This is a genomic window from Bacillus mobilis, assembly GCF_001884045.1.
In the GTDB taxonomy this organism is placed as follows: Bacteria; Bacillota; Bacilli; order Bacillales; family Bacillaceae_G; genus Bacillus_A; species Bacillus_A mobilis.
This window is the reverse complement of sequence record NZ_MACF01000119.1, coordinates 429,583-444,535: the sequence shown is the minus strand read 5'-3', so window position 1 is coordinate 444,535 and position 14,953 is coordinate 429,583. Positions and strand designations below refer to the sequence as shown.

The following is a 14,953-nucleotide window of genomic DNA, read 5'->3' as shown; positions in this document are numbered from 1 at the left end:
TTATATAGTAAAAAAGAATAATGAAGATAAATTTGATAAAAGGGTATATCTAGATACAGGTCACGGTTATGTTCACCTTGAAGTGGAAAAATGCTAATGATATATAATTATTTTATTCGATAAAGAATCTATATTTTTATATGGAATATTAAGGTGATCAGCGCAACATGTAGCTAAAAAACATAATCATTTTGTATAGCAGAGCATGTATGACAACATATATAATAAATAGAAGGTATAAAAATACATGTAAACAATACAGGGAGATGTGATGGGGAATGTGGGGATTTTTTAAAAGAAAAAAGTCAACAAAACTGTCGAAAGAAGAGAGAATCGAAATAAATACAAGAAATAAAGAGGAAATTCTCCGGAAATCAAGAGGATTGTTGTCAAATTTTCAGTTCGACTTTGAATTTGTAAGTGAAGATCTCCAGCGTGTTTTAATTCTTGATAAATCGTCTAGAAAGATAGCTTTTATACAGCTTTCTAGTCCTGAAAAAGAACCAACTATTCTAGCTTTAAAAGATGTAAATGGACTGGGTATTTATTATGATTTTGCCAAAATAGGCATAGAACGATATTCATTTGAAAATTTTGGGGATATTTATAATCTTGAAAAATGTGCAAGTGAAATTGATTTTACTACTATGTCTACTATGAATTCGATATCTATCTATATTAAATATGAGTTGGATTATGTCACTGAAGAAGAAATCATATTGCCCTTCTATAAAAAGGGAGAATCTTTGTATTGTTATGAGGAAAAACACGAGGAATTAAAATATATATATGAATTTCTTATTAGATGTATAAATGAAGATGAAAATTTAAGAAGAGAGGAAAGTGAAATTAAAGAACTTAAATCTATTATTGAAGACCTATACCAATATAAGAATAAAGAATTGTTGGATAATCAAAGTCCATTACTAAAAACATTATTAAGTGGTTTAGTACATGATATTCCTTATTCATGCGAGTTTGGTCGTAATATATTTGTAGATATAGATAAATTAAGATTATCTATAAAAGGATTTAGAATGGATAGGTTGTATATTGAATGTAATTTTGAAGCGATTGAATCTTTGGGAAATCAGGAAATAAGAAAGTTAATAATTCAAATAATTGAGCTTCAAATACAAAAATACGGATATAAAGAAGTAAAATTAATATCAAGTCAATCAAAGTTAGATGAATTAGAGATTAAAAATGACGTCAGTGTTCAAGAACAGATTGTAAGAGAAGTAATTGAAGTATATCCGGGATTTTATAAAGAATCATATAAGTCTTATGTGTATTACCAGGAGACATTATTTATTTATTATGATGAAAATGAAACATACAATCTAAAGCCAAGTAATATAAAGTGGGATAAAAATAAGCTCTCCGTATTGGAGTATTTAATTGGGGATCAAACTATTAACGTTGTGCTTGTTCCGAGTAACCACAAAATTCAATACTATTCTGTGGAGAATATAGAAGAGATTTGGCGTATTGTGGTTAAATATACTATTGATAACGGGTATTACTCAGATTATAGCAAAGAAACGCTTGTAGCTAGTAAAGCATATACATATAAGAATCAAGTCTTATCTATTTATAATGTAGATAGACCTGGAAATCTAACAAGTGATCTTATAGATAATATCAAATATGCTTTTTACATTTACACAGGTCAATTTGTTAATTCATTTGATATAAATGATAATCCAGAAAAAAATGTTAATCAGCAAGACGATGAAGAAAATGTACCGCTGATCGTTACTGAATGGATAAAACGAATAGAATCTCAGCCACACACACTTTTTGATGTCTTCGATTTTCGGGATATAAATTCTGAAATTTACGTTTTTTTAGATCATAAATTGTATGTGGCAAATCTTATGAATTTTAATTCCGAAAATGAACATCAATTACCTAAAGAGCCTTGGATGGACAATCTTACAAAGCGGTCTCTCCGTATAAATTATGGGTACTTATCCCTAGGAGAATGTCACTTTGGCTCTTATCATGAGAAGTTTGCAACAAGTATTAGGCAGTACTTAATAGGTTTAGATCAGGTACAGAAAAATCAAATGAAGCCGTGGAAACAAAAATGTATGGAAAATAATACGATTCAAACGTTATTCGAAAGATTTTATCAAAAGAAAGTTAAACCGTTTATTAATGCTACTTATTTAGATGATATTTTAGACGATACAGTAGATTTAAATGATGAGATTGAAACCTTTAGCCAGTTATTAATGAAAAGAAATTATATAGAAGGTGATGAATTTTTAGTTGGTGTGTTTGTAAGAGAATGTGTAGTTGAGAGTGCGATTAACGATTTTTCAGAAACATTCAAACGACATAATGGCCTTCATTTTGAAAATATAGCAAACATGACATTAACGGAATGTTTACAGGCATTCCATGCAGTAGATTTTGCTAGTATGAAAAACCAGGAAGATCTGGCAAGCTTCATGTGCTTCTTGTTGCAAAATAATAAAATCGAACTAGATGTAACGTATCAAGATTTACAAGAAAAATTAACGGAGATGTTAGTGCAAGATGGCGAAGAGCAGATGCTGCAGGATTATGAATCAGATCTCTTAGCTGAGGACGAAGATGAAGATGCTCTATCAATCACAATTGAAGATGTCGATGAGATGGATGGATATCAGTTTGAAGAGTTTGTTGCACAGCTATTTCAAGAAATGGGATATAAGACTGAAGTAACGAGTAGCTCAGGAGATTATGGTATTGATGTTATTGCGAAAAGAAAAGGATTAACGATGGGCATACAAGCAAAGAGATATAGTGATAAAGTACCGAATAAAGCTGTACAAGAGGTTATTGCTGGAATCGCATTTTACAATTTAGATCAGGGTTTAGTTATTACAAATAACTACTACACGAAACCAGCACAAAATCAGGCGAAGGGTACGAATGTACTGTTATGGGACCGTGATATGCTATTGCAAAAGTTAAGGGAAGTGTACGGAAATAAACTGAATCTTGATAAAAGTGAATAGTGTACTGTAATTAGAATCATTAATTATATAAATGAGAAAACAGGCTCTTTCGAATTTTGAAAGGGCCTGTTTGTATAAAATATAAGCTTGAGAATAGAAATATATTTTCAGTATAGGTAAGTTTTAAAAGGGTGGAGTATAATTCTATAACAAAAAATACTGGTCTTAAATGTATGGATTTGAAATGAGTGATGAAGCGCAGAATGAAATACAAAAACAAATGGATCTAAAGAAAGAGGACCATTAATTAGGGATTCAATTTTACACATAAATTCAACTATGTTTCAACACAAGAAATGGGTTATGTATTGCTTTATTCAAAAATGGTTTAATTGGGGGGAGGTTACTATTGAGGAGAATAACAATATTTGAAAAAGAGCTAATAGAGGGGAAAAAACTGCTTATACTTCATTCTTGAAGCATAAGCGTTTTTATTTAAAATACTCAAAAAGAAAAATCCTTTGGCAAATTACCATTTTTTATCACCGTTCTTAACCCATGTTTTATAATCCAAGGGTTAACAGGTTGCTGTTTATCACGTAACTGCTGTAACCATTGAAAAACGAGTTCTTTATCTTCTTTCGTAATATCGTTAATGTGATTGGCTACTGATTTTTGGACATATTTAGAAGGATCATTCATTAATGGTTCAAGAAGCTGTAAATTGTTCTTAAAGTCACCTTTCAGAGCTCCTATTTTTTTAGCCCAAGGAAGTCTTGGCCTTGTGCCTTCGGAAACTAATCTCCTAATGTGGCTATTTTCGTCATGAATCCACTGTTGTAATATTTGTAGTGTGTCTTCATGGTATGTTTCAAGAAAAGGCCGAATGGCATATTCAGCAGTATTTCTTTTTGTTATTTCATACATGGCGTTACATGAGGATTCAAAATCGTTAAGTCCATATTTTTCAACGTACTTTGCAATAGGCATATACATATACCCGTTTGTAAATGTACCTACTTCTGTTGTGTTTTCTGGTCCCAATGTTTTCAGCAAAATATGTATTGCTTCATTAAAATCTTTTTGTAATGCATCATGTAATTCATCTGCTATTACTTCTATACGCTGCTTTAACTCTAAATTTTCAACTTTACATGTTACGGATGATACAAAGTTTCTTTTTGAAAAATTAGGATCGTGCTTACAAATAGAGTCAGCCATACTTTCTGCCAATTCCTCATTAAATAAAAATTTTAACGGAACATATTTACCCATTTTTTCACCTCAATGGTCAGCTAAAAACAATTTTTATTTTTTAATCGACAACCCATAAACTAAAGTCTCACTTGGAGTCGTAATACTAAAACCAGTCGTCTTATAATCAAGTTTCACCGTATCACCAGTGTAGTCTTTCGTAAATGAATCCATTTGTACGATAAAATCAGCATCTTCATATACAACGTCATCTGCATTATATATATCCCAAATTAAATCCACATCAATGAAAATGCTACAAGAGTTTGTCATTGTCCCTCTAATGCGAATGATCTTTTTGTCTTCGCGCTCTAATCTATGTATAGCTGTTTTTGCTTCATCAGTAATGCGAATGTTCATGGTATCCCAACCTTTATTTATATTTCCTTTATTATTGCAAAAACAGGAGCAATAGGGAAGGGAGAAGCATCGGAATAAAAAAACGAGCAAACAAATTTGTTTGCTCGTTTTACTTTATTTTAGTTCACATTTATCAAGCGGAATCACTTTCGTTTTCTTCGTAAATTTATATCCTAACCATAGTACTAAGAAGAGTGGTAAACCAATGTAAGAAACGAGTACGCCGTTCCAATCAATTGCTTCGCCCATAAATGCGCCGTAGTTTTGACCTAAAATGACGATGACACAAAGTGCAAATGCGAAAATTGGACCGAATGGGAACCATTTTGCTCTATATGGTAAGTCTTTTAAATCTTTACCTTGAGCGATATATGCTTTACGGAAACGGTAATGACTTATTGCGATTCCGACCCATGCAATAAAGCCAGACATTCCAGAGGCGTTTAATAACCAAATGTATACAACGCCGTCACCGAATAAAGAAGCAATGAAAGCGATACTACCGACAATTGACGTTACGATTAATGCGTTAACAGGTACACCACGGCTGTCTAATTTTCCTAAGAATTTTGGTGCTTTCCCTTGGCGAGCTAAGTCCCAAAGCATACGAGTTGATGCATACATTCCAGAGTTACCAGCAGATAGTACTGCCGTTAAAATAACAGCGTTCATTACAGAAGCGGCAAAGGCAACGCCCGCTTTTTCAAAAATAAGTGTAAATGGACTTACTGTTACATCACTTGCAGCAAGGCTTTCTGTTGTATAAGGAATTAATAAACCGATAACGAGAATCGCAAGAATATAGAATAAAAGAATACGCCAAAAGATAGAACGAATCGCTTTCGGAATATTACGCTCTGGATCAGATGTTTCACCAGCAGCAACTCCTAACAATTCAGTACCTTGGAATGAGAAACCAGCTGCCATAAATACACCGATGATTGCCATGATACCGCCGTTAAATGGTGCATCTGCAACAGTGAAGTTTTTGAAGCCAACAGTTTCGCCGCCCATAATTCCAAAAATCATCATAAAGCCGACAATTAAAAAGATAATAATAGTAACGACTTTAATAAGTGCAAACCAATATTCAGATTCACCAAACCCTTTAACAGATAAATAGTTTAAAAGGAAAATAATAGCTAAACATAATCCGCTCCAAATGAGGGAAGGGGTATCTGGGAACCAAAATTTCATAATTAATGTTACAGCAGCGAGTTCAGCAGCAATTGTAATGGCCCAGTTATACCAATAGTTCCATCCAAGTGCAAAGCCAAGGGACGGATCAACAAATTTTGTTGCGTATGTGCTAAAAGAACCGGTAACAGGCATGTAAGCAGCGAGTTCAGCTAAGCTTGTCATTAAAAAGTAAACCATAATCCCAATTGCGGCGTATGCAACTAATGCACCGCCAGGACCAGCTGAATGGATGACACCACCGCTGGCAAGAAATAATCCGGTACCAATTGTACCACCGAGAGAAATCATCGTAAGGTGCCTTGATTTTAAACTACGTTTTAATTCACCTTTTCCTTTTGTAGTTTGCGTTTCAGAGGTAGTTTGATTCGTTGCGCTATTCATGTTCAACACTCCTTTTCTTGTAAGATAGGAAGGAGCGGGGGAGAAAAATACAAAAAACCGCCAAAGGAATTTGGCGGAACGTTTCATAAATAACCACCCCATCATACCCTTCCGTTAAGATAGCACCCCACGTTTACACGGTAATTTTGTAAACGTGACAGTTCTGTTCCTTTCGGAGACAGCCCCAGCTCATATTTCCAGAGAAGAAATAGAAACTTCGGCAACTTTTCCTTTCAAACGGAGTCGGTGACATTCTCTGCGTCTCGTCCGTCTTACTATTAAAAGTCGCAACCTCTACCTCATCGGATTGATGAGGATTTGATATATTGCTAAGATTTTTAATATATGGCAATTGTAATGACTTTCTGAATATATTGCAAGATATTTTGTTAGGAAAAGTCAAAAAATATCGGTTATTGTATAGGAAACGCTTGCAAAACTCCACCCGAACCTGCTGTTATGTAACAAAAAATAAAGAAAGAAATTGTTATACAAATGTTTCGCAAAAAATATTGAAAAACCCTTTAAAAATAAAAGAAAATTCTGAAAATATAATTCGACACAACTATTAAAATAGGATTATTCTTTAAATTCGTTTCAAAGAAGTAAGTATAAATCCGATAAATAGAATGAATATTCTTTTTATTTCTGATAAAATTGAGGTATTGTTTAATTGAAAAGGGGAAATAAATATGAAATTAGAAACAGAAAGACTCTATATAGTACCGTGTACAGAAGAGAGGATGCAAGTTGCTAACGAGCAAGGATTTATTAGTGGTCCACATATTGTAGGGCATGTAGAAACTGTAAAACAAGATGCGGCTTTATTACCTTGGGGAGCGTGGTATGTCATTCGAAAAGAAGATGACATCGTTCTAGGGGATATAGGGTTTAAAGGGAAACCAAATGAGGAACATACAGTAGAAATTGGTTACGGATTTGTTGAGAAATATTGGAATAAAGGATATGCGACAGAAGCTGTAAGTGAACTAATAAATTGGGCTTTTCAAACAGGAGAGGTAGAAACGGTTATTGCAGAGACACTTCTTGAAAATAACAGCTCGATTCGTGTATTAGAGAAATTACATATGAAGAGAATTGGCACTACAGAAACGATGATTAATTGGAAAATAGAAAAATAAAAAATACCGCTCGAAGTATATCGGGCGGTATTTTTATCATTATGGTAGCATTTGTTTTTGATCATTCGGATATCCATCTGTCGGTGTGTTAGAACGCTTGGAATGATTACGAACAGCAATGAAAATAGAAATAATAACAACAAGGCCAACTGCCACGTAAGAAAGTGAAATAATAGTTGGATCCACTTTAAATGTAGTAAGCAGTGTACGAATGTTTGTAAAGATTATAAGGCCCCCAACTAATACGCCAAGTAAATGAGAAGGAACGATGCGTACTAACCATGCAGCGATTGGTGCTGCAACGATGCCACCGAGCATGAGAGAAAATACCCAAACCCAACTTACTTGTTCCCAGCCAAGTGAAATGAAAAATCCGATTGTTGCAGCGAGTGAAACAGGAAACTCACTCGTATCTACAGATCCGATAACTTTTCTAGCTTCATTTCCTCTTGCCAAAAGTACAGGTGTTGTAATCGGCCCCCAGCCACCGCCACCAGTTGAATCAACGAATCCAGCGAATAAGCCAAGCGGAACAAGCTGTTTAGCAGACATACGTTTTTTTGAATTGACAATTTGTTTTTGAATAAGGAATCGTAATAAAATATAAACCCCTAAAGTAAATAAAAATACGGAAATGTACGGTTTAATTACATCACCAGGTAAATTGCTCAAAAAACATGCCCCAATAAATGCGCCAATTGCTCCTGGTAATGTAAGCCTGGAAACGGTATATTTATCCACGTTTCCGAATTTGATGTGTGATGCACCAGAAGCGGCAGTTGTAACAACTTCAGCTAAATGAACTGATGCAGATGCAACGGCTGGTGCAATACCAAACATTAATAAAAGCGAGGTAGATGTTACCCCGTACGCCATTCCAAGCGCTCCATCGATTAATTGAGCGAAAAATCCGATAATAGCAAAGACAATTAATTTCTGCATAAAAAATCCCCCTGTAATAATAAATGAAAAAGACACTTTTCCCGTATGAGAAAAGTGCCTTTGGTTTTTCCAATCAGCAATAATTAAATTTGTTTTATTATAATACATATTAATCGTATAAATCAACTAGGTTTTAAAGTTTTTGAATTGAATGAAAGAAAAATAAAATATACAATAAAAGGATGGAGAGAAAGGGGAGAAAGACATGTTACGATTTGATCATCTCGTACACGCAGTACATGGTACACCGGAGGAAGCGGCAAAACAAATGCAGGAGCATGGATTTCATACTGCAGTAGGCGGAGAGCATACTACTTGGGGTACTTGGAATAGTTTATGTTATTTTGATTTATCATATATAGAATTTTTAGCAGTTCAGCATGAAGAAAAAGCGAAGAAAGCAGAAAATCCATTAGTACAAGAAACGGTAGTGAAATTACAAGATGGAGAAGGTATGTTACAAATCGCAATTCGAACAGACGCAATTGAAGAACTAGCAGTTAAGTTTAATAAACATGGAATACATACGATAGGACCATTTGAAGGGAAACGAATGAGAAAAGATGCCCGCCTTTTAGAGTGGAAAATGTTATTTGTAAAGCAAGAAGAGAACGGGCCGAAATTGCCTTTCTTTATACAGTGGAACGAAACGGATGAAGAAAGAAGAAACGATTTACGTAACATAGGAACTATCACTGAGCATAAAAACAACGTACAACAAATTGAAACGATCCATTATGCAGTGAAAAATGTTCGAGAAACAGTACAAAAATGGAAAGAAGTAATGGCGCTAAATGCAAGTCCGGTCGTGAAAAATGAAGAATGGAATGCGGAATGTCAAAGTGTAGCGTTTGGTGACATTCATGTGCAGTTTTGTGAAGCAATTGGAGAAGGGCTAGTACTAGAACGATTGAAGCATCATGGCGAATATCCATTTGCAGTGGAGTTTAAAGGTGAAAATAAACGAGAGCATGAAGTGCTAGGTAGTTTGTACATATATTGATTGAGGTGAGCGTTGTGAAGGAAATACTTAGAGAGATAGAGAGGAAACTAGAATGGCCTCGTATTGTAAAGTGTACAGCTATTTCAAAAGGTTTTTCACATGAAGAGAAATATAAAATAGAATTAGAAAACAGAGTAACATATTTTGTGAAGGTATGTGATGCTGTAAACTTTGAACGTAAACAAGAAGAATATACGTATATGAAACAATTAGAGTTATTACATATTCCAACACCGAAGTTAATTCATTTTATAAAGCTTGAAGAATTAAATAAATGTGTTCAAGTATTTGAATGGATCCAAGGTGTAAACGGTGAAGAAGGTTTAGGGAAGCTATCAGTGGAAGAACAGTATCATGCAGGAAGAAAAGCAGGAGAAGTATTAAAGAGGATTCACTCAATTGAAAGAGAAAGTGCAAGTAATAAATGGGAAACGGTTCGATGGAATAAGTATGAAAGATATGTAGAAGCGTTAGCAAACTATGAAATAGATTTCCTTGATTTGAAGCCAGTATTAAGATTTGTAGGGGAGCATAAACAATTATTGAAAAATCGTCCAATCACATTTTTACACGATGACTTCCATCCAGCGAATAGTATGATTCATAATAAGGAGTTTATCGTTATCGATTTTGGTAGATATGATTTTGGCGATCCAATACACGATTTTTATAATGTAGCGATTTTTACGACAAGAATAAGTAAACCATTTGCGGTTGGACAAGTTCACGGATATTGCGGAGGTGAACCATCGCTTTATTTTTGGAAACTGTACTCCTTATATGCAGCAATGACATTCCCAGCGGATATCGTATGGACAAACCGAAGCACACCGCATTTAGTAGATGATATGAAGGAAAGATTAAACGGAATTTTAGAAGATCATAATCATTTTTCATCCTATATTCCAAAATGGTATCAATCACAACATACGGATATAATAAACTATAAGTAATGGAGGGATTCATATGGATAAAATAGCAGTAATTTCAGATATTCACGGTAATATTCCGGCATTAGATTCTGTACTGAAAGATATTAAAGTAAGAGGAATTGAGCGCATTATTTGTCTTGGAGATTTAGTCGGAAAAGGTCCTCATTCTAGCGAAGTGATTGAAATCATTCGTAAAGAATGTGATGGAGTTGTAATGGGGAACTGGGATGATTTTATTACAAAACCGACTGAATTTGAAGCGTTAAAATGGCATCAAAAACAACTATCGGAAGAACAAAATGACTATTTAAGAGGCTTACCATTTTCAATCGAATTTTATATGAGCGGTAAACTGATCCGTATGTTCCACGCTTCACCGAGAAGTTTATATGAAAGAATTCAACCACACGCTTCAAGAGAAGAACGAGTTAGTATGTTCGAAAACAGTGAGCTCACAGAGAATATAGAAGGAGAAAGAAAACCAGATGTCGTTTGCTACGGTGATGTTCACCAAGCGTTCGTTCAAAATTTTAAAGGGAAAACGTTATGTAATGCAGGTAGTGTAGGCAATCCACTTGAAATTACACAAGCTTCCTATTTAATATTCGAAGGAACATACAATGAAAAAGAAGCCGCAAGCTTTTCCATTCAACTCGTACGTGTACCGTATGATATTGAATTAGCCATCAGACTAGCAGAAGAACTCGATATGCCAGAAATAGAGGAATACAAACAAGAGTTACGGACTGCTTTATATCGAGGATTTAAGGGGAAGTAAGCCAATCATAATATATCAACGATTTTTCAAATATATCTATCATAACTTAAAATATATCGGCGATTTTTTCGATATATCGACGATTCGACAAAGGATATCGACTTACCGACAAAAAGTGACATAAACTATTACTCATAATAATATTATGTAAACCGATTGCGGATGTTGTTTTTCGGAATAGTGATTTTGATGATCCGGTAGTTGTATTTATAGGAATTTAATATGGTTATATAGAAAAATCATGAAAGGAGATGCTTTTGGTGGATAAAAAAGATAATCCGAACGATTGGCCTGTATGGGCGAATGAGTCAGTAGAGATAGTGAATGCAAATCCTGATTGGCAAGATAAAGGCCGATGTGAAGAGCAGCAACTATATGAACTGCTTGCTCCTCTCGGTATAAGCAAAGTAATACATATAGGAAGTACATCCATACCTGGTTTATCTGCAAAACCTATCATTGATCTAATGGCTGAAATAGACTCATTTGATAGAGTACTAGATATTTTAGCGGAATTGGCCATGTATAATTGGCATTATGTAAGCCCAGAATTGGATGAAAGACCTTGGAGAAGGTTCTTTGTGAAAGTTAAGAATAATAGGCGTGTAGCGCACCTGCATTTGATGGTTAAAGGAACTGAGCGATGGAAGCAACAACTTTTATTTCGTAACCGCTTACGAGAAAATCCACAATTAGTTTATGAGTATTCAAATCTTAAACAAGATTTAGCTAAAAGATTTAACAAAGATAGAGAAGCATACACAAAAGCTAAAACAGAATTTATTAAGCAAGTTCTAAAATGATTTAATTTTTGATTGTAACTACGTTTGATTATAAAAGAAAAAACATACTTTATTTTATAACTTAAACTTACATGAAATGCATGTAAACAAAGTGAGAGACTACGATGCTCTAATGTATTTCCTTTTATTTATCATGATAAATTTTATATAATTGAATCAAGTTCATAGAAAGATAGGTACTAAAACGATTCTAAAAATCGACTTGATTTTATGAAAAAATTAAAGGGAATAAGGCGGAAATATGTTAATAAAGTAAAAAAGGGGACAGGAATAGAATGAATGAAGTACTAGAGCTAAAAGAAGAACTACTACAAATTAAAAATAATAATTATGCTATACCAGAAGACGTAGATGCATATCCATATGCGCAGTGGATGCTAGATTATATCGGATCACCTGATGCTGAATTACGTGATGATTTAATTTATAGTACGCTTCACACATGGATTACAAATGATGTATTTAGACAAAAAGAATTACGAGGATTAATGTTACAAGCAATTAGTCCTGATTATTTATTTTATAAAATTGGTGAAAAGGGAACAGACTCTGTATTTAAACGTGCATTCTCCGTATTAATTCCACCACTTATTTTATCTGTTCATGAAAGAGAGCCGTTGTTATCGGAAGAACAACTGTACAGTGTGGCAGAACAAGTACTGGAATATGTATATTTAGAAGAAGATGTAAGAGGCTACGTAGAAGGAAAAGGATGGGCACATTCTACAGCACACGCTGCTGATGCACTCGATGCATTAGCACGTACTATACAAAATCGTGAGTTTTCATACGCAATACTAGCTGCTGTTCGTCAGAAGGTTCGATTAAGTGATTACGTATATGTGCACTTTGAAGATGAGAGATTAGTAGCGCCAATTATGTCGTTACGTAACCAAAATCTTTTAACTGAAGAAGAGTGGAGCAATTGGCTACATAGCATAGCAACTGTTGAGGACATCCGACATCCGCAGCATGCTGTTTTAGTACAAAATATTAGAACTTTCCTAAGAAGTTTTTATTTCAGAGTTTTAGAGACAGAAGGTAGTACAGTCTTTACAGATGATATATTGGAGACTTTGAAGGGTTTGCGTAGGTATTAATAAAGAGGTATTTAAGAAAAGAATAAGATTAAAAAACCGATTATACCTGTAGGCTACCTACAAAAATAATCGGTTTTTTAGTTGAATTGAATTATTAGACTTAACTACACACGAGCATATTAAATATGTAATTTTGGATTTTCTTCATATAAACTATTCACATACTGTTTTAAATTTTTGATGAACAATAAAATATCTTGACTAGACATTCTAGCATGTTGAAGATGAAATATATTTCTTTTTCCAATGTCAAATTCATCTGAAGTCAAAGTAATAGGGATATTTCTAAAGACATGCCAAGGGAAATACAAGTGTACAAACGTTTCTCTAAAATATATACCTGATTCACAAATTAATATTCCATCAGATCCTTTTCCCATATTCCCGAGAACAGATGTATCTAAAAAAGCAATGATTTGTTCTTCTTTTGGAACGATAAATCGTGCCTCAATTGCTTTTAACTTTTTGTCTGAAATATGAGTGTCTACAAATAATCCGTTATCGGGTTCTAATAATTCATTGTACGTTTCAAATAATGAGCAAATTGATTGTATCTCATTAATTTTTATATCTGGATGTATATCATGTTGTTTTGAATTTTGGAATGAATTCGTAAGAGTTATAAGTAATTCTTTAAATAACAGTGGGGGATAATCACTCCCGTTAATATTGAAACTTTTTTGTGCATCAAAAGATAAGAAACCATCTTTATCAATTTCAATTTGTTGCACTTCATTTAATTGATCCCATTTCAAACTTCCTTTACCTAATAACCAATTTTTCCAGTATAAACCCGAACTTGTAAAGTAAACACCATACTTTCCAGATCCAAATAAATTACAACTTAAAAATGCAATAACTTGGTCATCCGTTGGTATAGAAAAACGTTTTTGGGCAATTGATAAGAAATCTTTAGGGATTCTAGTAACATAAAATCTAGATTGCTGATACTCTAAACAAATATTAGTTAAACGATTAATATCTATATTCATCTTAACCATTCTCCATTTCAAATTTCATTTCGATATATTAAATTATAAAGTTGTCAGGAAAATATTAACACTTAAATTTACCTTAAATTAAGAAGATAAGGAACTATAAATAGATTTGTATTAGGTTACAAAGAATGATCTGTATTCTTTATTTGGAGTAGTAAAGTCTTGTTAAGTTAGTAAAAAGGTACATAAATCCACCATCTCCCAACCATACTAATAAAATATGCTGGAGGTGAATGTTATGGACAATAAAGACTTTGAAAAAGTTTATAATGATTACTTACATCAAGGAGAAGAGCAAGCTCAATTTGAAGTAGACCATGAAGTCAATTCAGGAGCAGAACAAATAATTGCTGTTCGTAAAAATGATGACGGGGATTTAATTGCTTTTAAAACAAGGAGCGGAAGAGAGTTAGATTATATGACTGCTCTTAGTGAAGCGAAATCTGGGAAGTTAGCTCATGTGGACGTATTTCATAAGTATGGTAGAGATATTATACGTAGTGAACCGGATGGAATCAAAGAAAATAACTTAGATAATTTACCTTCATTTTAAACGGATAAACCTCAAGAAGAGAATGTTCATTACAATATTCTCTTCTTTTTTTGCGAAGTTTTCCTTGCAAATAGAATGTTCATTTTAAAGTGCAATCATGCTTTTAAAGAGCGCTCTAAATTTATCTTTATCTTCTGCTGTAAATGGTTTTGGTCCCTTTGTACGCTTACCGCTTTTTCGAACCATTGCACTTAAATATCGTGTTTGTAATAATTGTTCAATGTTATCATTCGTATACTTATAGCCTTTATGATGTAGTACGATACAGCCTTTTGCTAGAGCGAGCGAAGCAAGACCGTAATCTTGCGTTACGATTAAATCTTCTTTTTTTGCTAACTGCATAATGCGGTAATCTGCAGCATCTGCTCCAGAATCCACATAAATCGTTTCTACACCTTTAGGCTGCTGAGCATTAGAGTAATGAGAAAAGCTAGTAACGAGGGTTACAGGGATTTCTGCATTCGTAGCCTCTAAAATAATCACATCTTTTACAGGGCAAGCATCTGCATCAACGTAAATTTTCATTTTTATCACTCCTATAACTAGGTTCGTGTTG

Annotated in this window: 14 protein-coding genes and 1 riboswitch; of the genes, 8 read left to right on the top strand and 6 right to left on the bottom strand. The window is 33.8% G+C overall.

Annotation, left to right across the window (positions count from 1 at the left end):
- The first annotated feature begins 278 nt into the window (after nucleotides 1–278).
- Entirely contained in the window at nucleotides 279–3,011 is a 2,733-nt protein-coding gene (locus BAQ44_RS29940) for a restriction endonuclease (protein ID WP_084669604.1), read from the top strand.
- Between the two features lie 444 nt (nucleotides 3,012–3,455).
- Here the strand turns inward: BAQ44_RS29940 and BAQ44_RS21945 are convergent, their stop codons facing one another.
- The 3 genes from BAQ44_RS21945 to BAQ44_RS21935 form a co-directional block, all read right to left on the bottom strand.
- Nucleotides 3,456–4,226, bottom strand: a complete 771-nt coding sequence (locus BAQ44_RS21945; RefSeq protein WP_071723748.1) for a DNA alkylation repair protein — start codon at nucleotides 4,224–4,226, stop codon at nucleotides 3,456–3,458.
- A gap of 33 nt (nucleotides 4,227–4,259) precedes the next feature.
- Nucleotides 4,260–4,565 carry an iron-sulfur cluster biosynthesis family protein gene (locus tag BAQ44_RS21940; RefSeq protein ID WP_071723746.1) on the bottom strand — a complete coding sequence of 102 codons (306 nt, stop codon included), beginning with the start codon at nucleotides 4,563–4,565 and terminating at the stop codon, nucleotides 4,260–4,262.
- Nucleotides 4,566–4,679: 114 nt separating this feature from the next.
- The gene (locus BAQ44_RS21935; protein ID WP_061676943.1) at nucleotides 4,680–6,146 is read right to left on the bottom strand and encodes an amino acid permease; all 1,467 of its coding nucleotides are present in this window, start codon (nucleotides 6,144–6,146) and stop codon (nucleotides 4,680–4,682) included.
- A gap of 112 nt (nucleotides 6,147–6,258) precedes the next feature.
- A riboswitch (Lysine riboswitch) is annotated at nucleotides 6,259–6,451 on the bottom strand.
- A 387-nt stretch (nucleotides 6,452–6,838) separates the two neighbouring features.
- Here BAQ44_RS21935 and BAQ44_RS21930 point away from each other — a divergent pair.
- Nucleotides 6,839–7,288, top strand: coding sequence for a GNAT family N-acetyltransferase (locus BAQ44_RS21930; RefSeq protein ID WP_071723743.1), 450 nt, complete (start codon nucleotides 6,839–6,841; stop codon nucleotides 7,286–7,288).
- A gap of 39 nt (nucleotides 7,289–7,327) precedes the next feature.
- Here the strand turns inward: BAQ44_RS21930 and BAQ44_RS21925 are convergent, their stop codons facing one another.
- A complete protein-coding gene (locus BAQ44_RS21925; RefSeq protein ID WP_071723740.1) occupies nucleotides 7,328–8,338 on the bottom strand; it encodes a sulfite exporter TauE/SafE family protein in 1,011 nt (336 codons plus the stop codon).
- A gap of 97 nt (nucleotides 8,339–8,435) precedes the next feature.
- On the opposite strand from BAQ44_RS21925, the gene BAQ44_RS21920 reads away from it, so the two are divergent.
- The 5 genes from BAQ44_RS21920 to BAQ44_RS21900 all read left to right on the top strand — a co-directional run bounded on the left by BAQ44_RS21920 (nucleotide 8,436) and on the right by BAQ44_RS21900 (nucleotide 12,846).
- Nucleotides 8,436–9,233: a VOC family protein gene (locus BAQ44_RS21920; RefSeq protein ID WP_071723738.1), complete on the top strand. Its 798-nt coding sequence runs from the start codon at nucleotides 8,436–8,438 to the stop codon at nucleotides 9,231–9,233.
- A 14-nt stretch (nucleotides 9,234–9,247) separates the two neighbouring features.
- Nucleotides 9,248–10,186: an aminoglycoside phosphotransferase family protein gene (locus tag BAQ44_RS21915; protein ID WP_071723841.1), complete on the top strand. Its 939-nt coding sequence runs from the start codon at nucleotides 9,248–9,250 to the stop codon at nucleotides 10,184–10,186.
- 13 nt (nucleotides 10,187–10,199) lie between these two features.
- Entirely contained in the window at nucleotides 10,200–10,943 is a 744-nt protein-coding gene (locus BAQ44_RS21910; protein ID WP_071723736.1) for a metallophosphoesterase family protein, read from the top strand.
- A gap of 260 nt (nucleotides 10,944–11,203) precedes the next feature.
- Nucleotides 11,204–11,746, top strand: a complete 543-nt coding sequence (locus BAQ44_RS21905; RefSeq protein WP_071723734.1) for a GrpB family protein — start codon at nucleotides 11,204–11,206, stop codon at nucleotides 11,744–11,746.
- Nucleotides 11,747–12,021: 275 nt separating this feature from the next.
- Nucleotides 12,022–12,846 carry a DUF2785 domain-containing protein gene (locus BAQ44_RS21900; RefSeq protein ID WP_071723732.1) on the top strand — a complete coding sequence of 275 codons (825 nt, stop codon included), beginning with the start codon at nucleotides 12,022–12,024 and terminating at the stop codon, nucleotides 12,844–12,846.
- Between the two features lie 119 nt (nucleotides 12,847–12,965).
- Here BAQ44_RS21900 and BAQ44_RS21895 read toward each other — a convergent pair whose 3' ends face one another.
- The gene (locus BAQ44_RS21895) at nucleotides 12,966–13,838 is read right to left on the bottom strand and encodes a hypothetical protein (protein WP_071723730.1); all 873 of its coding nucleotides are present in this window, start codon (nucleotides 13,836–13,838) and stop codon (nucleotides 12,966–12,968) included.
- A 244-nt stretch (nucleotides 13,839–14,082) separates the two neighbouring features.
- Here BAQ44_RS21895 and BAQ44_RS21890 point away from each other — a divergent pair, with 244 nt between their 5' ends.
- A complete protein-coding gene (locus BAQ44_RS21890; protein ID WP_071723727.1) occupies nucleotides 14,083–14,397 on the top strand; it encodes a DUF3892 domain-containing protein in 315 nt (104 codons plus the stop codon).
- 84 nt (nucleotides 14,398–14,481) lie between these two features.
- Here BAQ44_RS21890 and BAQ44_RS21885 read toward each other — a convergent pair whose 3' ends face one another.
- A complete protein-coding gene (locus BAQ44_RS21885; protein ID WP_071723725.1) occupies nucleotides 14,482–14,922 on the bottom strand; it encodes a YaiI/YqxD family protein in 441 nt (146 codons plus the stop codon).
- Nucleotides 14,923–14,953: the final 31 nt, after the last annotated feature.

Coding starts and splice junctions, on each gene's coding strand:
- BAQ44_RS29940 (WP_084669604.1), top strand. CDS start 279: ATGTGGGGATTTTTTAAAAGAAAAAAGTCAACAAAACTGTCGAAAGAA.
- BAQ44_RS21945 (WP_071723748.1), bottom strand. CDS start 4,226: ATGGGTAAATATGTTCCGTTAAAATTTTTATTTAATGAGGAATTGGCA.
- BAQ44_RS21940 (WP_071723746.1), bottom strand. CDS start 4,565: ATGAACATTCGCATTACTGATGAAGCAAAAACAGCTATACATAGATTA.
- BAQ44_RS21935 (WP_061676943.1), bottom strand. CDS start 6,146: ATGAATAGCGCAACGAATCAAACTACCTCTGAAACGCAAACTACAAAA.
- BAQ44_RS21930 (WP_071723743.1), top strand. CDS start 6,839: ATGAAATTAGAAACAGAAAGACTCTATATAGTACCGTGTACAGAAGAG.
- BAQ44_RS21925 (WP_071723740.1), bottom strand. CDS start 8,338: ATGTATTATAATAAAACAAATTTAATTATTGCTGATTGGAAAAACCAA.
- BAQ44_RS21920 (WP_071723738.1), top strand. CDS start 8,436: ATGTTACGATTTGATCATCTCGTACACGCAGTACATGGTACACCGGAG.
- BAQ44_RS21910 (WP_071723736.1), top strand. CDS start 10,200: ATGGATAAAATAGCAGTAATTTCAGATATTCACGGTAATATTCCGGCA.
- BAQ44_RS21900 (WP_071723732.1), top strand. CDS start 12,022: ATGAATGAAGTACTAGAGCTAAAAGAAGAACTACTACAAATTAAAAAT.
- BAQ44_RS21895 (WP_071723730.1), bottom strand. CDS start 13,838: ATGAATATAGATATTAATCGTTTAACTAATATTTGTTTAGAGTATCAG.
- BAQ44_RS21890 (WP_071723727.1), top strand. CDS start 14,083: ATGGACAATAAAGACTTTGAAAAAGTTTATAATGATTACTTACATCAA.
- BAQ44_RS21885 (WP_071723725.1), bottom strand. CDS start 14,922: ATGAAAATTTACGTTGATGCAGATGCTTGCCCTGTAAAAGATGTGATT.